This is a genomic window from Thalassospira alkalitolerans (assembly GCF_002115745.1).
In the GTDB taxonomy this organism is placed as follows: Bacteria; Pseudomonadota; Alphaproteobacteria; order Rhodospirillales; family Thalassospiraceae; genus Thalassospira; species Thalassospira alkalitolerans.
In genome coordinates this window covers 227,304-245,913 of the sequence record NZ_JFKB01000007.1, presented here as the reverse complement: position 1 = coordinate 245,913, position 18,610 = coordinate 227,304, and the positions used below count along the sequence as shown (strand labels likewise).

The window sequence follows — 18,610 nt, the reverse complement described above, 5'->3', positions numbered from 1 at the left end:
GGAAATGAACAAGATTACCAATAACAAGGCATGGTTCCTCGTCCTGCCGGTCTTCTTTATCGTCGCGATTAGCGCGATCATCCCGTTGATGACGGTGGTGAACTATTCGGTTCAGGATATTTTCGATCCGCAAACGCGCTTCTTTGTCGGTACGGACTGGTTCCGTCAGGTTCTTGAAGACAGTCGCCTGCATGATGCCCTGATCCGTCAGATCGTCTATACCGGCAGCGTCCTGTTTATTGAAGTTCCGCTGGGCATCGGCATCGCGCTTACCCTGCCGCGCAAGGGTTGGGGTGTGTCGGCCTGCATGGTTCTTTTGGCTCTGCCGCTGCTTATTCCATGGAACGTTGTCGGCACCATCTGGCAAATCTTTGGCCGTGCGGATATCGGGCTTGGCGGCTATACGCTGAACCTGCTCGGGATGGATTATAATTATAGCCAGAACCCAATGGATGCCTGGGTCACCGTACTTGTCATGGATATCTGGCATTGGACCAGCCTGATTGTTCTGCTGTGCTATGCGGGGCTGCGGTCGATCCCGGACGCCTATTATCAGGCGGCAAAGATTGACGGCGCATCGAACTGGGCCGTGTTCCGGTTCATCCAGTTACCAAAAATGCAATCAGTCCTCGTGATCGGTGTCCTGCTGCGCTTTATGGACAGTTTCATGATCTATACCGAACCCTTCGTCCTGACGGGCGGCGGACCGGGTACTGCCACCACATTCCTCAGCCAGTTTTTGGTGACTGTTGCAGTCGGTCAGTTCGATCTTGGTCCGGCGGCCGCATTCTCGCTGATCTATTTCCTGATCATTTTACTGGTTTGCTGGGTTTTCTATACCGTCGTGATGAACGCCGGAAAGCGGGAGGAACAATAAAATGCGGTTCCAAAAACGTCATATCGCACTTCTTGTCTATATCGTGTTCCTGTTGCTGCCGATTTATTGGCTGTTCAACATGTCGATCAAGACCAATACCGAAATCCTGGGCGCTATGACCCTGTTTCCCGACAATCCGACACTGGCAAACTATGCGACCATCCTGACCGATCCGGCATGGTATTCGGGCTATATCAACTCGATGATTTACGTCGGGATCAACGTTGTGATCTCGCTTCTGGTGGCATTGCCTGCTGCCTATGCATTTTCGCGCTATAACTTTACCGGCGACAAGCATCTGTTCTTCTGGCTTTTGACCAACCGCATGGCACCACCGGCTGTTTTCCTGCTGCCGTTTTTCCAGCTTTATTCAAGTGTCGGTCTATTTGATACCCATATCGCGGTTGCCCTTGCACATTGCCTGTTTAACGTGCCGCTTGCGGTTTGGATCCTCGAAGGCTTCATGTCGGGTATCCCCAAGGAAATCGACGAAACGGCCTATATCGACGGTTATTCCTTCCCGCGCTTCTTTACCACCATCTTCATTCCGCTGATCCGTTCAGGCATCGGTGTGACGGCCTTCTTCTGCTTCATGTTCAGCTGGGTTGAACTGTTGCTGGCCCGCACCCTGACATCGGTTAATGCCAAACCGATTGTGGCGACGATGACCCGTACTGTTTCGGCATCGGGACTTGATTGGGGTGTTCTGGCGGCAGCAGGTGTTCTGACAATCGTGCCGGGTGCGTTGGTGATCTGGTTCGTTCGCAACTACATCGCCAAAGGCTTCGCGATGGGCCGCGTGTAATCGGAAAACAGGAAGGAATAAAACAATGACTTGGATGGCCTGGACCCCGATTACCGCCGTGTTCTTCACCTGCATCTTTCTGACGCTGATCGGGATGGGAATTTGGCAGGCAATTTCACCGACAATTCCGCGCCGTGGCTTTTTGCCGCTGGAAACAACACGCGGGGATCGCCTTTTTATCAGTTTGCTTGGTGCGGCTTATATCCATCTTGGCTTTATGGTCGTTAGTGACGCCAGCATTTGGATCGCCTCAATCATCGCCCTTGTGTGGCTCTTTCTTGTGATGCGCTGGGGTTAGAAAATCAAAGAATAGCCGGGTGTCCTACTGCCCGGTCATTCCTGTTCACCATTTGCCAGACCGGGTATCGGTCTTCCCCTGTTCTGGCAAACCGGATTTTTCCGGAAACTCAAAGGAAGACAACCAGGGAGGAACGATATGATCGTCAAAGCCAAAGGCTCCTCTGCCATAATCAAAGGCAGTGCAGTTGCGGTTGCACTTGGTCTTGCCGTCTTTGCCAATCCGGCATCGGCAGACCAATACACCGACGCGGCAAAAAAATGGATCGATAGCGAATTCCAGCCGTCGAGCCTGAACAAAGATGCCCAGATGGCCGAACTTGATTGGTTCATCAAAGCAGCCGAGCCGTTCCGCGGCATGGAAATCAACGTGGTGTCGGAAACCATCACCACGCATGAATACGAAAGCAAGGTTCTGGCAAAGGCCTTCTCGGAAATCACCGGGATCAAGCTGACCCATGACCTGATCGGTGAAGGCGACGTAATCGAAAAGTTGCAGACCCAGATGCAATCTGGCCGCAACATCTATGACGCCTACATCAATGACTCTGACCTGATCGGCACGCATTCGCGTTACGATGCGGTTATTCCGCTGACCGATTTCATGGCTGGCGAAGGCAAGGCGGTTACATCGCCAACGCTTGACCTTGAAGATTTCATCGGTCTGTCCTTTACCACGGGCCCGGATGGCAAGCTTTATCAGCTTCCGGACCAACAGTTCGCGAACCTTTACTGGTTCCGTTATGACTGGTTCCAGCGCGCAGACCTGCAAAAGCAGTTCAAAGACAAGTTCGGCTATGACTTGGGCGTTCCGGTCAACTGGTCGGCCTATGAAGACATCGCCGAATTCTTTACCAATGACGTCAAAGAAATCGACGGTAAAAAAGTCTATGGTCACATGGACTATGGCAAAAAAGACCCGTCTTTGGGGTGGCGCTTCACCGACGCATGGCTTTCGATGGCTGGCGCTGGCGACAAAGGCATCCCGAACGGTCTTCCGGTTGATGAATGGGGTATCCGTGTTGAAGGCTGCGCACCGGCAGGTTCCAGTGTAACACGCGGTGGTGCGGCAAACGGCCCGGCGGCTGTTTACTCGCTGACCAAATACATCGACTGGCTCAAAGCCTATGCCCCGGCAGAAGCCGCAGGCATGACCTTTGGCGAAGCCGGTCCGGTTCCGGCACAGGGCCAAATCGCCCAACAGATCTTCTGGTACACTACCTTTACCGCCGATATGGTCAAAGAAGGTATCCCGGTTGTGAACGAAGATGGCACGCCGAAATGGCGTATGGCGCCGTCCCCGCATGGCCCGTACTGGGAAGAAGGCATGAAGCTTGGCTATCAGGATGTGGGTTCCTGGACCTTGATGAAGTCGACCCCGCCAGAACGTCGTCAGGCAGCATGGCTTTATGCGCAATTCGTAACAGCAAAAACCACGTCGCTTAAAAAGACCCTGACCGGTCTGACCCCGATCCGTCAGTCTGACCTGGATACTCAGGCCATGACCGACATCGCTCCGCAGTGGGGTGGTCTGGTCGAGTTCTATCGCAGTCCGGCACGTGTTTCCTGGTCGCCGACCGGCACCAACGTTCCCGATTACCCGAAACTGGCGCAGCTCTGGTGGCAGAACGTTGCCGAAGCTGTGACCGGCGAACGGACCCCGCAAGAAGCCATGGACAATCTTGCCAGCGCCATGGACAAAGTTATGCAACGTCTGGAACGTGCAGGTATCGGTGGCGATTGTGCACCGAAACTGAACGAAGAACGGGATGCCCAATACTGGTTCGACCAGCCGGGCGCACCGAAACCAAAACTCGCCAACGAAAAGCCGCAGGGTGAGACCGTCAAATATGACGATCTGATCGCGGCATGGCGTGCGGGCCGCGTCAAGTAACGGCCCACTGGGGGTGCCGGGGGCATTTATCGTTCCCGGCCGTCCCATCTGATTTCTGTTTTAGCAATTTTTCCAAAACACCATTTCGCACATATAAAATCGTCCCCGATAAACGGGGCTTATCCTGTGGGGCAGACGTGATTTATTCTTTTAAAACAATACGGCCTTCAAGCCCGATTGCTGTTTTTCTTGGGCTGGCAATTGCCTTTACCGGCATAGCAACCGCAACCACCGCCATTGCAGCATCGCCGCTTGACGAAGGCATGACGTCATATCGTCACGGCAATTTCGAAGATTCTGCCAAAACATTTACCCCGCTGGCCCAACAGGGCAATGCAACGGCGCAATATTTGCTGTCTTGTCAAATGATCAACGGCATTGGCGTTTCAACAGATCAACCGGGCGGCTGGACGATGATGGAGGCCGCAGCCCAAAACGGCCATCCCGATGCCAATATGGTTCTCGCCCGCCGGTTGGAAGCCACAAATGGCGCCCAAAACGATATCAAATTGCATTACACCATCGCAGCTCAGAAAAACCAGACTCAGGCCATGCTATGGCTTGCCCTTGATGCCATTGATCAAGGCGATGATACCACCGCGCGTAATTTCCTGACCAAGGCATGGGACGAAGGCGATCCGCGTGCAGCAACCTTGCTTGCCACCCGCTTTGCCGAAAATGACGCCGAACGCATTGAATATCTATCGGCAGCAGCAAAAATGGGGGAACTGCGTGCCGCGGCTTATCTGGCCGAAATATCACGGGAACAGGATGACCGCGTTGGAGCGGTCGGCTGGTGTGCGATTGCATCCGGCCTGCCCGGCCATGCTGCCAATGTCGATTGGAAAGAAATCGGTATGGCCGTCGAAAAGACCTGTGCGCAGTATGATGAAGACCTTAAACCGGCCGCACGGGCGCAGAACCGCAGCAATGTTGATCAGTTCCTGGCTGATTTCTTTGCCGGGTATAAACCTTGGAAACCTTGGCGGCCCTGCACGATACGCGAACCCTAAAAAGGTTTACCGATCAGCTAAACCGATCAGACTGGCCAAAACCGCCTCCACCGCCGTCAAATCATCCGGGGTGTTGATATTGGTAAAAGGTGCGGCTTGACCCGCCCCGACAGGAAAATCGACCCCAACCGCACCGACTGCGCGCAATGCACCGCCCACCCGGCGGTCATCGGATGCCAATTGCCCCGCAATGATTTCGGCAGCATCCCGATGCCAGACCGCCGACAGAAAATGATCCCGCCCAACATGGCTGGCAAAGGCCGCAGGTTTACCGGCATCAATTGCGGCGCCAATCAACCGACTAACCATATCATCGGGCACAATCGGGCAATCGACCGGAAATGTTGCCAGCCAGTCAACACCATCGGGCAATGCGGGCAATGCGGATAATCCACCCAAAACACCGCCCAACGGCCCCTGCCCCGGTTCGGGTTTGTCAACAACGACCAACAGGCTAAATTCCGCAAACAACGATACGTCTTCATTACTTGAAATCATCAGATGATCACATTGCCGGGATGCGGCATTGATAACATGCGCGATCAACGGTCTGCCTGCGAGCTTGCGAAACGGCTTGTTCCCGCCCATGCGCTGTCCCTTGCCCCCGGCAAGGATCAAACCGGCGACTTTGGGAATAACGGGTATATTGGGTTGCTGTGACACGGCAGGTTCCGTCTGTATGGATAAGAATTTATCAACAATTGGCCCTGTTTTCCTTCTCGCCGATATGGAGCGCGAAGACAATGACGGTTTTGCTTTTTCTGTGACCGCAACAATCATCAGACAAATACCGCCCGCCCTGTGTCCACCAGTCGCAAAACAAGACGGGCGGCCCGAAAGCCGCCCGTTTGTCTGGTTTTAATTGTCTGATGATTTCGATCAGACGCCGGCAGGCATATTTTCAGCTTTGCGTTCAACCTTGCGCGGCGCAGTGATTTCTTTCCATTTGGAAAGCGCCTTATTCACCGCAGGATAGGCATCCCGACGAATAAATTCACCGTCCCCACATTTGGCAAGGACGACGCCTTCTTCGGCGGCAATACGGCCGCGGCTGATGGTGTAGCGCGGAAGGCCGGTGACTTCATGGCCTTCAAACACGTTGTAATCAATGGCTGATTGCTGATGATCGGCCGTAATGGTTTTCGATGCTTTCGGGTCCCATACCACCAGATCGGCATCCGCACCGACAAGGATCGCGCCTTTGCGCGGATAACAATTCAGGATCTTTGCGATATTGGTCGAGGTCGCGGCGACAAATTCATTCATCGTCAAACGACCGGTATTGACCCCATAGGTCCACAAAAGCGGCATACGGTCTTCAAGACCGCCCGTACCATTCGGGATTTTGGTGAAATCACCAACCCCGAAACGCTTTTGCTTGGTGGTAAAGGCGCAATGATCCGTGGCAACAACCTGAAGGCTGCCCGATGCCAGACCATTCCACAGGCTGTCCTGATGTGATTTGTTGCGGAAAGGTGGCGACATCACACGACGGGCGGCATGATCCCAATCTGCATTGGCATATTCGCTTTCATCAAGCACCAGATGCTGGATCAGCGGTTCACCAAACACACGTTTACCATTCTGACGCGCCCGACGGATGGCTTCGTGGGCCGGTTCGCAAGACACATGCACGATATAAAGCGGCACATTGGCCATATCGGCAATCATGATGGCACGGTTACAAGCCTCGCCCTCGACATCGACAGGCCGGGAATAGGCATGGGCTTCGGGTCCGTTATTGCCCGCGTCAAGCAAACGTTGCTGAAGGGTGGCAACCACATCACCGTTTTCGGCATGCACCAATGGCATCGCGCCCAGTTCCGAACAGCGCGAGAACGATGCAAACATTTCATCATCATCGACCATCAACGCGCCCTTATAGGCCATGAAATGCTTAAAGGTGTTGATACCCTTTTCCTCGACAACAATTTTCATCTCGTCAAAGACCTGCTCGCCCCACCAGGTCACCGCCATGTGGAACGAATAATCGCAAACGGCCTTGGTCGATTTATTGTCCCACGCCTGAAGCGCTTCAAGCAGCGATTGGTTTGGTGATGGCAGACAGAAATCGACCACCATGGTCGTACCACCGGCAACCGCGGCCTTGGTGCCGCTTTCAAAATCGTCTTCGGAATATGTGCCCATAAAAGGCATTTCAAGATGGGTATGCGGATCAATCCCGCCGGGCATGACATAGCAGCCGTTGGCATCAATAACCTTGTCCCCGGTCAGGTTCTGGCCAATAGCGGCAATCTTGCCATCTTCGATCAGGATATCGGATTTATATGTCAGATCGGCGGTAACGATGGTTCCGCCACGAATAACCATGGACATGGGTGGCTCCTTGTCTTTGTCGTCTGTCTTGATGACCGGAAAGTTGCGGGACGCCCCGGCATTCCTGCCCATTCGCATTTATCGTCTTCAAAGGGATCGTTTGCCCGGCAGGTTTCTATCCCTGCCGGGCAACAGGATCGGATCGTTACATCGACGCCTTGTCGGTAACAACATGGGTCCATGCGCCTTCCGGCTTTTTGGTAATCACCGGATCAGAACCACCCGACAGCAAGCTGTCGACGGTCCGCTGATAGGCTGCTTCGTCAAGTTTGCCACTGGCATCACCCAGAAGTTTGCCAATTTCCTTCATCATGCGGATCTGATGTTTTTCGGTTTGAGCACCAGTCGCATCGTTTTCAAGAATGATGTTGGCGGCTTCTTCCGGATTGGCCTTGGCATATTCCCAGCCCTTCATGCTGGCTGAAACAAAGCGGGCCATCTTGTCGACAAAGGCCGGATCCTTGAGGTTGTCTTCAAGAACATAAAGACCGTCTTCAAGGGTCGCGACACCCTGATCTTCATATTTAAAGACCTTTATCTGATCTTCGGTAATACCGGCATCAATCACCTGCCAATATTCGTTATAGGTCATGGTCGAAATACAATCGGCCTGTTTCTGGATCAAAGGATCAACGTTAAAGCCCTGCTTAAGGACCGTAACGCCCTTGTCGCTGCCATCGGTCGGAAGACCAAGTTTCGACATCCAGCTCAGGAACGGATATTCGTTGCCAAAGAACCAAACACCAAGCGTCCGCCCCGGAAAATCTTCCGGGCTTTCAACACCGGTTTCCTTAAGGCACGTCAGCATCATGCCCGATTTGGCAAAAGGCTGTGCGATGTTAACAAGCGCCACACCCTTTTCACGTGACGCCAGAGCAGACGGCATCCAGTCAACCACAACATCGGCACCACCACCGGCAATAACCTGCGGCGGGGCAATATCCGGGCCGCCCGGATTGATCGTGACGTCAAGATCGGCTTCGTCATAGAAACCCTTGTCCTGTGCCACATAATAACCGGCGAATTGTGCTTGGGTTACCCATTTAAGCTGCAAGGTTACTTCATCTGCTGCCATCGCCGAAAACGATGTCAAACCAATGCCCAACCCTAGCGCAGTCGCAAATATTTTCTTCATTCGTCGATGTCTCCTCAAGGTTACAGTCAAGTCCTCCCGACGGATCGTCTTTTTGATGCCTTTAATGGCGACGTACCCGAAATGACGGATGCCATGATGTTGCCTTGCGCTCGGCAAAGGCCACAGCTCCGTAAAAGGCGGTCCCCGCCAGGGCCGCCAATGCAATTTCAGCCCAAACCATATCGACATTCATCCGCCCGACCTCGGTCGAGATACGGAAGCCCATGCCAACGATCGGGGTACCGAAAAATTCGGCGACGATTGCGCCAATCAGTGCAAGCGTCGAATTGATTTTAAGCGCGTTGAAAATGAACGGCATTGCAGCAGGCAGCCGCAACCGCAAAAGCGTTGACCAATACCCTGACGCGTAAGTCGCCATCAGGTCTTTTTCAAGTTTCCCCGCCGCATTCAACCCGGTCACAGTATTCACCAGCATCGGGAAAAAAGTCATGATCACAATCACGGCGGCCTTGGATTGCCAGTCAAACCCGAACCACATCACCATGATCGGCGCAACACCGATAATCGGAAGGGCCGAAACCATATTACCCAAAGGCAATAGCCCGCGTTTCAGGAACGGCACCCGATCGACCGCAATCGCAACGATAAAGGCACTGCCACAGCCTATGACATAGCCACTGATCACCGCCTTGATAAAAGTCTGATAGAAATCAGCCGCAAGTGTATCGGTCGAATTGATGAACCGCACACCGATTGCACTGGGTGCCGGTAACAAGACCTGTGGCACACCAAAACCGGCAACGATGACTTCCCAAACGAACAGCAACCAAATACCAAAGGCGATGGGCACCAGAATATTGGCTGATTGCTGTTTTGCTGTTTCCAAACTGCGATAGCGCGCAACCACGTCAATCCCGCGCCAGACAAACGCCCAAAGCGACAGGATAAACAACCAGAACCCGCTGGTCGCATGCCCGGCAAGACCATGATCATAAAGGGCTGTGACCGCCTGCCAGCAACCAAAGACCGCCACCGCCAAAATGATCGCGGCATATTGAATTTTGCCAACGCCAAGCCAGGTAAAAGCCGCCCCGACAATGACACACAGCGCCATCGCAATCGCCAACCCCGGAATATCACCGACAAAGGCAATCTGTTTGCCGGTCTCGGCATCAATTCCGGTTAAAGGAAAGATCAAAGACAACAGCGCCGCAGTCGCCGCCACCAGACAGAATTTATCAAGTTTGACCGAATGCGTCCCGGTTACCTGTTTCATGATCTGGCCCCCATCCGTACAAGAACACGACGTTCACACCAGCCAACCAGCACCACCATAATTGCGGCAACGAATGCCGCCGTCAAAAGTGCTGACCAGATTTGAATGGTTTGCCCATAATAAGACCCGGCCAAAAGCCGCGCCCCAAGTCCGGCCTGCGCCCCGGTTGGCAATTCGCCCACAATCGCACCGACCAGACTGATCGCAATCGCAACCTTCAGGCTGGCAAACAAATAAGGCATCGCCGATGGCAGGCGCAGCGACCAGAATGTTTGCCATTTCGAGGCATTATAAGTCCGCATCAGATCAAGCTGGATCACCTGCGGGGAACGTAGCCCTTTGACCATGCTGATGGTTACCGGGAAAAAGCACAGATAGGTCGAAATGATCGCCTTGGGCACCAGCCCCTTAAGACCGATTGCGCCCAGCACCACAACGACCATCGGCGCAATCGCCAGGATCGGAATGGTTTGTGATGAAATTACCCAAGGCATCAGGCTTTTTTCAAGTGTCACCACATGAACAATCCCAATCGCCAGCAAAATGCCAAGCGCCGTACCAAAGACAAAGCCCAGAAGGGTCGAGGAAAGCGTCACCCAGGTGTGATAAACCAGCGAGCGTTTGGACGTGATCTTGGTCGCAAAGATGGTCTTGTACATTTCCTGCGCCACCTGATGCGGGGCCGGAAGGATCGGGCGTTCCTGTGCCAGGGTATCCTCGATCAACTGCATCTTCGTCCATGTTTGATCGGCACGGTTATATTTATCGATCTGGGTCGGCGCATTCATCAGAACCGCACCGCCATACCAAATCACAAACAGTGCCATCAAAACCACGGTGACCGGACCAGCCTGCCCCGACATCATCCGCGACCACAGCGACGGCCCCGCAATCGCACCATTCATCGTTGCGGTGTTACTCGTCATAGCTATGCCCCGCCCGCAATCCTTCACGTACACGATGGGCCACTTCAAGGAATTCCGGTGTTTCGCGGATATCAAGACCGCGATCCTTGGGGAAATCGGTTTTGATCACGTCAATGATCCGGCCCGGGCGCGGTGACATCACAACAATCTTGGATGACAGATAAACCGCTTCGGGGATCGAATGCGTCACAAAGGCAACCGTTTTATTGGTCCGCGCCCATAGTTTCAAAAGCTGTTCATTCAAATGATCGCGGACAATTTCATCAAGGGCACCGAACGGCTCATCCATCAACAACAGATCGGCATCAAAACTTAGCGCACGTGCAATGGATGCCCGTTGCTGCATGCCGCCCGAAAGCTGCCATGGGAATTTCTTTTCAAAGCCGTTTAATTCAACAAGTTTAAGCGCCTCATGCCCACGACGAATGCGTTCTTCCTTGGAAATTTCCATGATTTCCAGCGGCAGGGTCACATTGCGTTCAATCGTGCGCCAAGGCAGCAATGCCGGGGCTTGAAACACATAACCATAGGCGCGATTTTCACGGGCTTCCTGTGCGGAAACGCCATTGATCGAAATATCACCGCCCGTGGCTTTTTCAAGATCGGCAATCACGCGTAAAAGCGTGGTTTTGCCACAGCCGGACGGACCGATAAACGAAACGAAATCACCACGTTCAATGGTTAAATCAACATCAGACAGGGCATAGACCGGCCCGTCAGCGGTTTGAAAGGTCAGTGACAGCTTTTGAATATCAACAACTGCGTCGGTAGATGCGGGCATTTTCGCCACATTATTGACGACTGCTTTTAACGTCATGGGGTATCCCCTGGTCGAATGTCTCTCTCGCTTCGCCCCGGCCGTGATGGCCTAAGACGAAACACAACAGTGGAAAGCCTCCCTCAGGGTCGTTGCCCTGAAACCTTGCCGACTTGATTATTTTCCGGTCGTTGCCGGATTGCGGGTCAAATGCCCATTTTGTCGATCAAGGCAAAACAGCGAACAGCACAAATGCACCGTTCACCGCAGAATTTCTAGTTCCCGTCGGTCAAACGGGTATAGGTTGAAGGCCGACGATCACGGAAGAATTGCCAGGAATTTCGCACGTCACGCACCATGGACATATCCATGTCATGAACAATCAATTCATCCTGATCGCGTGATGCTTCTTTTTCGATCTGGCCGCGCGGATTGACGAAATAGCTTTGGCCGTAAAATTCGCCGATATTCCACGGTTCTTCACGTCCAACCCGGTTGATCGCCCCGATATAACAGCCATTGGCAACGGCCGATGCGGGTTGTTCCAGCTTCCACAGATATTCCGAAACCCCGGCCACCGTGGCCGACGGATTGACGATATATTCCGCCCCGTTCAGTGCCAAGGCACGCCAGCCTTCGGGGAAATGACGATCATAACAAATATAAACGCCAAGCTTGCAATACTGGGTATCAAAGACCGGCCAATCCGAAGCGCCCGGCTTGAAAAAGAACTTTTCCCAAAAACCGGCAACCTGCGGGATATGCGTTTTGCGGTATTTGCCAAGATAACTGCCGTCGGCATCAATCACGGCAGCGGTATTATAATAAACGCCCGTCATATCCTGCTCGTAGATCGGAACAACGATGACCATCCTGTGCTTTTTGGCCAGTTCGCACATCAATTGTGTGGTCGGGCCGTTCGGAATTTCTTCAGCGGCCGCATACCATTTCGCATCCTGACTGGGACAGAAATAGGGCTGGGTAAAGACTTCCTGAAAACACAGAACCTGCACGCCCTTTTTACCTGCCTCTTCGATATAGGGCAGATGCGCGTCGATCATGGTCTGACGAATTTCGGCGGGCGACTGTTCGGTCGAGGCCTTAAGCCCCATTTGAATCAATCCGCCTCTCAGCATAGACATCCGAGATACCTCCTTGATCTGATATATGCCATCTGTCGACTTTTGCCGATCTTGTGGCTTTGTCAGTTTGCGCCCCCAATTCCCGTGATGGGGCGCAAACCAAAAATATTGAAACGTAACGTTTCCCATGGGCCAAAGCCCTACCCTGCCCGCATCGGGGCAGAGTTAAAAACCCTTAGTCGATTTCTTTAAGCACGTCGCGCAACGTTCCGAACAACTGATCGATATGCGATTTTTCAATGATCAGCGGCGGCGACAGGGCAATGATATCACCCGTGGTGCGGATCAGAATGCCTTTTTCAAACGCCTTAAGGAACGCATTAAAGGCGCGTTTGGTCGGGAATCCTTCGATGCTTTCAAGTTCAATCGCACCGATCAGGCCAAGGTTACGGATATCCTTGACCATCGGCAGATCGGCCAAGCTATGCACCGCATCTTCCCAATATTGGCCCAATTCCTGACCCTTGGTGTAAAGACCGTCTTCTTCATAGGTCTCAAGCGTCGCAAGACCCGCCGCACAGGCAACAGGGTTGCCGGAATAGGTATAACCGTGGAACAGCTCGATCATGTTTTCCGGGCCGGTCATGAACGCATCATGGATAGTATCGGTGGCAAACACAGCGCCCATCGGAATGGTACCGTTGGTCAGGCCCTTTGCCGTGGTAACAAGGTCAGGCTGAACACCAAAGTAATCAACGGCAAACGGCGCACCAAGGCGGCCAAAACCGGTAATAACCTCGTCAAAGATCAAAAGAATACCGTGTTTGGTGCAGATATTGCGCAGACGTTCCAAATACCCCTTTGGCGGGATCAGAACACCGGTCGAACCGGCAACCGGTTCGACAATCACAGCCGCAATGGTCGAGGGATCATGCAACGCGCAAAGACGTTCAAGATCATCGGCCAGATCGGCACCATGTTCGGGTATGCCGCGCGTCATGCCATTTTGTTCGGGCAAATGGGTATGGCGAATATGGTCAACACCCCCCAGCATCGTGCCAAAGGTCTTGCGGTTGGTTGGAATACCCCCGACGGAAATACCGCCAAAGTTCACCCCGTGATAGCCGCGTTCACGACCAATCAGGCGGGTCCGCTGGCCTTCGCCGCGTGCGCGATGATAGGCAAGTGCAATTTTAAGCGCGGTTTCAACCGATTCAGAACCTGAATTGGTATAGAAAACATGATTAAGATCGCCCGGCATAAGCTGTGCCAAGCGGCTGGCAAGCTCGAATGCCTTGGGATGGCCCATCTGGAATGCCGGGGCATAATCCAGTTCATCCATCTGGGCTTTGACGGCTTCGACGATCTTGGGGCGTTTGTGACCGGCGTTGCAGCACCAAAGACCGGCGGTACCATCCAAAATCTGGCGGTTATCGTCGGTCTGGTAATACATGCCTTCGGCACTGACAAGCATGCGTGGGGCCTGCTTGAACTGGCGGTTGGCTGTAAACGGCATCCAAAATGCCGAAAGATCGTTCGGACGGCTAACTTTTGTGGTGGCTGTCATAGAAAAAGGTCTCCCGTACCTTTCTTGTGCATCCCTGACATCGTTTTGGCAGAACAAATCGATGCCCGACTTTATTTAACGCCCCTCATTCCCGATTGCGCGACTGGTCGCACACAGGGCGGTTTGGGCGGCACCGGTTTAACGGCGCGTAAAAATCGTTAGCATGAGACGAACCCATGCACTAGAGCTTTAAGTCACTTGGGATTTGTTTCGAATTTTCGACTGCCAAATGCCATTTCTGCGACCCTGATTTTTGTTTACGGCACCAAAATTCTGTTTATCTTTCACCGGCGCCATCCAAGGTCTTGGACAATTCCGGTTTGGTTTGGCGCGTATTTTGTGCTTGCTTTTTAGTATCTAAAGTAGAGATTATTTTAACCTGACCAAACGGTCAAGATAAATGACGTAATTTCGGGGAACGTGAATGACTGCAAGAAAATCCGGGCAGAACGGGGCACATAAAGCCGCCATTCGTCAGGAAAACGAAGCGCAAATTCTCGCCGCTGCCGAGCTGGTTTTTGCCGATTACGGCTTTAAGGGTGCGACCACCGCAAGGATCGCCGAAATTGCCAAAGTGCCCAAGGCAAATGTGCATTACTATTTCAGCACAAAAGAGGCGCTTTATCGCCGCATCATGGAAGATGTCTGTGACCATTGGCTTCAGGCGGCATCAACATTTGATAACAGCACAAACCCGGCCGAAACGCTGCGTGGCTATATCGAAGCCAAAATGGATTTATCACGTGCCCGGCCACATGGTTCACGCATCTGGGCCCATGAAATCATTCGTGGTGCGAAATTTTCATCCGATTACATTTCGACCACAGTCAAATCATGGCTTGATAGTCGCGTCGTGGTGATCAATCGCTGGATCGCCGAGGGCAAGATGGACAAGGTCGAACCCTATAGTCTGATGTATATGATTTTCGCCACAACCCAGCATTACGCCGATTTTTCCCGCCAGATTGAAATCTTTAACAACAACAATCCACTAAGTGATGAACAGTTCACGGATGCCAAGGAAAACGTTGTCCGCATCATTTTAAAGGGTGTCGGTTTGGCATGATCTGCAACTGCTAATTTATGTATTCAGATCCACCACCCCACACTTCCGGATAGTTGAAAGAAGCCGTTACACGGCTAACCTGAAATCATAGGTCTTCATCAAAATCTCCGGAGCAAAAGAACAACATGGCCACAGGGCGCAGTTTGTTACAGTGCACCGCTCGATTTACAATGATTTCAGCTTGCATATTGGCTGGCACCGTAATGGCGGCAATCCCCAATCATGCCCAAGCCGCATCGAATGAATGCACCAGCATGGTGGTTGGTGGCGCATTTGGCTGGGAACCTGTTTCCTATTACGATGCCATGGAACGCCCGCAAGGCATTGCGATTGATATTCTTCGCCAATACACACAGGAACATGACATCCCCCTTCAGGTTCGCTTTGACATCCCGTGGAACCGGGCGATGCGCATGCTCGAAGCCGGTGAAATTGATGCGATGGCCGGTGCCTATTTCACCCAGGAAAGAGACGCGACTTTCATCTATTCCCTGCCCTTTGCGTCGGATGACATCATGGTGTTTCAGCACGTTGACCGTCAGTTTCCCGTCACCAGCATTGAAAACCTGATCGGACACCCTGGCGCCAGACCGCAGGGCGGCAGTTACGGCGATTTCATTGATCGTTTTGCCCTTGAACGGCTTGATATGATCTATTCACCGACCGGCAACCGAATATTCGATATCCTTTTAAATGGCAGGGTCGATTATGTATTGCTTGGTCGTTATGACGGCTTGGCAAATATTGCCAAAGACGGCATCGAAGATGTCATGCACATGGTCGAACCACCCATGATTAGGAATCAGGTTTACTACCTGTTTTCCAAAAACAGTCCCTGTGTTTCCCATATCGTTCAGATTAATGATCTGATCCGCGAGCTCGACAAAACGGGCCGATTGGACGATCTGGCCCGACTTCATCAACCCGCCTCAAAAAACAACTGAACCTATCGCAAAAAAAGACCGGCACAAAGGCCGGTCCAGTCTGGAGTATGGGATAGGTGATCGCAATCCGCCTAGGCCGATTGCGTCATCACTGTTTCATCGGCCTTGGCCAAAACGGCATGCAGCAAAACCTGTCCGCCTGCATCTGACCAGTGCTTGTGAACTTCCTCGATCTCGTTGTGGCTAATACCATCAACGCACGGGATAAAGATCATTGCAGTCGGGGTGACTTGCGCAAGATAACAGGCGTCATGCCCCGCACCCGACACGATTTCGCGTGCCGAATACCCACCAATTTCGACCCCGCTCCGCACCGCATCGACACAGGTTTTATCAAAGGGTACCGGCGCGTAAGAAAATATCTGATCAATTTCGGCCGTCAGGCCGATATCATCGGTGATCACGGCAACGCCTTTGCGAAGTGCCGCATCCATTTCGACCAGAACCGCATCGACAGGATGACGGAAATCAACCGTCAAAAACACATGCCCCGGGATCACATTGCGTGAATTTGGATGGATCTGCATCATGCCAACCGTGGCACAGGCCAGCGGCGACCGATCCAGACCAATCTTGTTAACCAGATCAATAATCCGGGCCGCCCCCAACAATGCGTCCTTGCGGGTTTTCATCGGTGTCGGACCGGCATGGGCTTCGACCCCGGTCAGATTGATTTCATACCAGCGCTGTCCCTGTGCATCGGTAACAATCCCGATATCCTTGCCTTCATCTTCAAGGATCGGACCCTGTTCAATATGGGCCTCGAAATAAGCCCCCATCGGATGGGCATCGATGGTGGGGTCATCATCGCCCAAATATCCGATGCGCTTAAGTTCCTCGCCCATGGTTTTGCCATCGACATCGGCACGTGAATGGCCGTAATCAAGATCAAAAACCTTGGCAAAGACGCCCGATGCAACCATCGCCGGGGCAAAGCGCGACCCTTCTTCATTGGTCCAGCTCACGACCTCGATCGGGGCTTCGGTTTCGTATTTGGCTTCGTTCAGCGCACGGATCACTTCAAGTCCGGATAAAACGCCATAAACACCATCATATTTGCCGCCAGTTGGCTGACTATCAAGATGGCTTCCCATCACGATCGGTGGCAAATCGGGGTTTTTGCCTTCGCGACGGGCAAAGATATTACCCATCTTGTCAATCCGGATCGAACATCCTTCGGCCTTGCACCATTTGATGAAAAGGTCGCGGCTTTCACGATCCAGATCGGTCAGCGCCAGACGGCAAACACCGTCCTTGGCCGTTTTACCAATCTTGGCCATTTCCATCAGGCTATCCCAAAGCCGGTCGCCATTGATCGACAGGTTACGAACATTTGGTTGAACAGTCATAAATCATTCCTTCTCATTGCGGGTGGCGCAGATAACAAATTATTCAGCAGCCTGTTCCATCGTGTTCAGTGGATGTTCCGGCCATGTCATATAGGGTTTGTCGGTCGGGACGGGTTCCATGGTGATGCAATCTGGAACCGGGCAGATGTGATAGCAAAGGTTACACCCAACGCATTCCTCGTCAATGACGACGAATTCGCGATGGCCGTCTTCCTTAACATTCATTGCAATCGCCTGATGCGATGTATCCTCGCACGCAATATGGCAACGACCACATTCAATACAATTATCAGGGTTGATCACCGCCTTGGTATCGTAATTCATGTTCAACTCGTTCCAGTTCGCGACCTGCGGCACCGCCGCACGCGTGAACTGTTCGACGCTGGTGTAACCCTTGTCATCCATCCATTGGCTCATGCCATCTATCAGGTCATCAACAACGCGGAAACCATAGATCATCGCCGCGGTACAAACCTGAACCGCATTCGATCCAAGCGCCATAAATTCCACCGCATCTTTCCAGGTGGTAATGCCACCGATCCCGGAAATTTGCAGATCGCGTGTTTCCGGTGTGCGGGCAATTTCGGCAACCATGTTAAGCGCAATCGGCTTAACCGCCGATCCGCAATACCCGCCATGCGTACCCTTGCCATCAACCACCGGCTCGGGAACCATGCTGTCAAGATCAACAGAAATGATCGAGTTAACAGTGTTAATCAACGAAACAGCATCCGCTCCGCCCTTTAACGCCGCCTCGGCCGACCACAAGATATTGGTGATGTTTGGCGTTAATTTGGTAAAGACCGGAATATCAACCGCGTCCTTGACCCAACGCGTGACCTGTTCAACCATTTCAGGCACCTGACCAATCGCCGATCCCATGCCACGTTCGCACATGCCATGCGGGCAACCAAGGTTAAGCTCAATCCCGTGCACACCGCTTTCGGCAATCTGCTGGGCAAGGTCCTTCCAGGCGCGTTCTTCAATCGGGGCCATCATCGACCCGATGATGACATGATCAGGATATTCCACACGGCATTCGCGGATTTCCTGAAGGTTGGTCGCCAGCGGCCGGTCGGAAATCAGTTCGATATTATTAATGCCCAGCAAACGACGGTTCTGGTCGTGATGCGCGCCATAGCGCGATGACACATTGACCACGGGGGGATCAATCCCCAGCGTTTTCCAAACAACACCACCCCATCCCGCCTCAAACGCACGAACGACGTTGTACTTTTTGTCCGTCGGCGGTGCGGATGCCAGCCAGAACGGGTTCAGTGAATCGATCCCGGCAATTTTACAGCTTAGATCAGCCATTTTCTCT

Annotated in this window: 17 protein-coding genes; 7 read left to right on the top strand and 10 right to left on the bottom strand. The window is 52.8% G+C overall.

Annotated elements, in window-relative coordinates; translation table 11 throughout:
• Positions 1 to 4: 4 nt before the first annotated feature.
• The 5 genes from TALK_RS12135 (at position 5) to TALK_RS12115 (ending at position 4,886) form a co-directional block, all read left to right on the top strand.
• Positions 5 to 877, top strand: coding sequence for a carbohydrate ABC transporter permease (locus TALK_RS12135; protein WP_085619199.1), 873 nt, complete (start codon positions 5 to 7; stop codon positions 875 to 877).
• 1 nt (position 878) lies between these two features.
• Complete coding sequence (locus tag TALK_RS12130) at positions 879 to 1,682, top strand: carbohydrate ABC transporter permease (RefSeq protein ID WP_085619197.1); 804 nt, start codon at positions 879 to 881, stop codon at positions 1,680 to 1,682.
• 25 nt (positions 1,683 to 1,707) lie between these two features.
• Positions 1,708 to 1,980, top strand: a complete 273-nt coding sequence (locus TALK_RS12125) for a DUF2160 domain-containing protein (RefSeq protein WP_085619195.1) — start codon at positions 1,708 to 1,710, stop codon at positions 1,978 to 1,980.
• A gap of 138 nt (positions 1,981 to 2,118) precedes the next feature.
• Positions 2,119 to 3,873 carry an ABC transporter substrate-binding protein gene (locus tag TALK_RS12120; protein WP_139833813.1) on the top strand — a complete coding sequence of 585 codons (1,755 nt, stop codon included), beginning with the start codon at positions 2,119 to 2,121 and terminating at the stop codon, positions 3,871 to 3,873.
• A 137-nt stretch (positions 3,874 to 4,010) separates the two neighbouring features.
• Positions 4,011 to 4,886: a tetratricopeptide repeat protein gene (locus TALK_RS12115; RefSeq protein WP_245829858.1), complete on the top strand. Its 876-nt coding sequence runs from the start codon at positions 4,011 to 4,013 to the stop codon at positions 4,884 to 4,886.
• A gap of 6 nt (positions 4,887 to 4,892) precedes the next feature.
• Here TALK_RS12115 and mobA read toward each other — a convergent pair whose 3' ends face one another.
• The 8 genes from mobA to aptA form a co-directional block, all read right to left on the bottom strand.
• Positions 4,893 to 5,549, bottom strand: a complete 657-nt coding sequence (gene mobA / locus TALK_RS12110) for a molybdenum cofactor guanylyltransferase (RefSeq protein WP_245829856.1) — start codon at positions 5,547 to 5,549, stop codon at positions 4,893 to 4,895.
• Between the two features lie 216 nt (positions 5,550 to 5,765).
• Positions 5,766 to 7,223, bottom strand: coding sequence for a dihydropyrimidinase (gene hydA, locus TALK_RS12105; RefSeq protein WP_085619191.1), 1,458 nt, complete (start codon positions 7,221 to 7,223; stop codon positions 5,766 to 5,768).
• A gap of 145 nt (positions 7,224 to 7,368) precedes the next feature.
• Positions 7,369 to 8,358 (bottom strand): ABC transporter substrate-binding protein, encoded by a 990-nt coding sequence (locus tag TALK_RS12100; protein WP_085619189.1) that lies wholly within the window; start codon positions 8,356 to 8,358, stop codon positions 7,369 to 7,371.
• A gap of 61 nt (positions 8,359 to 8,419) precedes the next feature.
• Entirely contained in the window at positions 8,420 to 9,595 is a 1,176-nt protein-coding gene (locus TALK_RS12095; RefSeq protein ID WP_085619187.1) for an ABC transporter permease, read from the bottom strand.
• A complete protein-coding gene (locus TALK_RS12090) occupies positions 9,592 to 10,521 on the bottom strand; it encodes an ABC transporter permease (protein ID WP_085619185.1) in 930 nt (309 codons plus the stop codon). The genes TALK_RS12095 and TALK_RS12090 overlap by 4 nt, the downstream gene beginning before the upstream one ends.
• On the bottom strand, positions 10,511 to 11,302 hold the full coding sequence (locus tag TALK_RS12085; RefSeq protein WP_085619253.1) for an ABC transporter ATP-binding protein: 792 nt from the start codon (positions 11,300 to 11,302) through the stop codon (positions 10,511 to 10,513). Before TALK_RS12085 ends, TALK_RS12090 begins: the two co-directional genes overlap by 11 nt.
• A 251-nt stretch (positions 11,303 to 11,553) precedes the next feature.
• On the bottom strand, positions 11,554 to 12,420 hold the full coding sequence (locus TALK_RS12080) for a nitrilase-related carbon-nitrogen hydrolase (protein WP_085619183.1): 867 nt from the start codon (positions 12,418 to 12,420) through the stop codon (positions 11,554 to 11,556).
• Between the two features lie 175 nt (positions 12,421 to 12,595).
• Positions 12,596 to 13,927, bottom strand: a complete 1,332-nt coding sequence (gene aptA, locus TALK_RS12075; protein ID WP_085619181.1) for an omega-aminotransferase AptA — start codon at positions 13,925 to 13,927, stop codon at positions 12,596 to 12,598.
• Between the two features lie 424 nt (positions 13,928 to 14,351).
• Between aptA and TALK_RS12070 the strand changes: the two genes are divergently transcribed.
• Together TALK_RS12070 and TALK_RS12065 are read left to right on the top strand one after the other, a co-directional pair.
• A complete protein-coding gene (locus TALK_RS12070; protein ID WP_085619179.1) occupies positions 14,352 to 14,993 on the top strand; it encodes a TetR/AcrR family transcriptional regulator in 642 nt (213 codons plus the stop codon).
• A 188-nt stretch (positions 14,994 to 15,181) separates the two neighbouring features.
• Positions 15,182 to 15,937: a substrate-binding periplasmic protein gene (locus tag TALK_RS12065; protein WP_245829854.1), complete on the top strand. Its 756-nt coding sequence runs from the start codon at positions 15,182 to 15,184 to the stop codon at positions 15,935 to 15,937.
• Between the two features lie 71 nt (positions 15,938 to 16,008).
• Here the strand turns inward: TALK_RS12065 and TALK_RS12060 are convergent, their stop codons facing one another.
• Both TALK_RS12060 and preA read right to left on the bottom strand, forming a co-directional pair.
• Positions 16,009 to 17,286, bottom strand: a complete 1,278-nt coding sequence (locus TALK_RS12060; RefSeq protein ID WP_085619175.1) for a Zn-dependent hydrolase — start codon at positions 17,284 to 17,286, stop codon at positions 16,009 to 16,011.
• A 39-nt stretch (positions 17,287 to 17,325) separates the two neighbouring features.
• Positions 17,326 to 18,603, bottom strand: a complete 1,278-nt coding sequence (gene preA, locus TALK_RS12055) for an NAD-dependent dihydropyrimidine dehydrogenase subunit PreA (RefSeq protein WP_085619173.1) — start codon at positions 18,601 to 18,603, stop codon at positions 17,326 to 17,328.
• Positions 18,604 to 18,610 lie beyond the last annotated feature (7 nt).

Excerpts from the sequence above, each read along its gene's own strand:
- TALK_RS12070 (WP_085619179.1), top strand. The coding sequence starts at position 14,352 with ATGACTGCAAGAAAATCCGGGCAGAACGGGGCACATAAAGCCGCCATT.
- TALK_RS12085 (WP_085619253.1), bottom strand. The coding sequence starts at position 11,302 with ATGCCCGCATCTACCGACGCAGTTGTTGATATTCAAAAGCTGTCACTG.
- TALK_RS12120 (WP_139833813.1), top strand. The coding sequence starts at position 2,119 with ATGATCGTCAAAGCCAAAGGCTCCTCTGCCATAATCAAAGGCAGTGCA.
- hydA (WP_085619191.1), bottom strand. The coding sequence starts at position 7,223 with ATGTCCATGGTTATTCGTGGCGGAACCATCGTTACCGCCGATCTGACA.
- preA (WP_085619173.1), bottom strand. The coding sequence starts at position 18,603 with ATGGCTGATCTAAGCTGTAAAATTGCCGGGATCGATTCACTGAACCCG.
- TALK_RS12135 (WP_085619199.1), top strand. The coding sequence starts at position 5 with ATGAACAAGATTACCAATAACAAGGCATGGTTCCTCGTCCTGCCGGTC.
- TALK_RS12060 (WP_085619175.1), bottom strand. The coding sequence starts at position 17,286 with ATGACTGTTCAACCAAATGTTCGTAACCTGTCGATCAATGGCGACCGG.
- aptA (WP_085619181.1), bottom strand. The coding sequence starts at position 13,927 with ATGACAGCCACCACAAAAGTTAGCCGTCCGAACGATCTTTCGGCATTT.
- TALK_RS12125 (WP_085619195.1), top strand. The coding sequence starts at position 1,708 with ATGACTTGGATGGCCTGGACCCCGATTACCGCCGTGTTCTTCACCTGC.
- TALK_RS12095 (WP_085619187.1), bottom strand. The coding sequence starts at position 9,595 with ATGAAACAGGTAACCGGGACGCATTCGGTCAAACTTGATAAATTCTGT.
- TALK_RS12080 (WP_085619183.1), bottom strand. The coding sequence starts at position 12,420 with ATGTCTATGCTGAGAGGCGGATTGATTCAAATGGGGCTTAAGGCCTCG.
- TALK_RS12090 (WP_085619185.1), bottom strand. The coding sequence starts at position 10,521 with ATGACGAGTAACACCGCAACGATGAATGGTGCGATTGCGGGGCCGTCG.
- TALK_RS12130 (WP_085619197.1), top strand. The coding sequence starts at position 879 with ATGCGGTTCCAAAAACGTCATATCGCACTTCTTGTCTATATCGTGTTC.
- TALK_RS12100 (WP_085619189.1), bottom strand. The coding sequence starts at position 8,358 with ATGAAGAAAATATTTGCGACTGCGCTAGGGTTGGGCATTGGTTTGACA.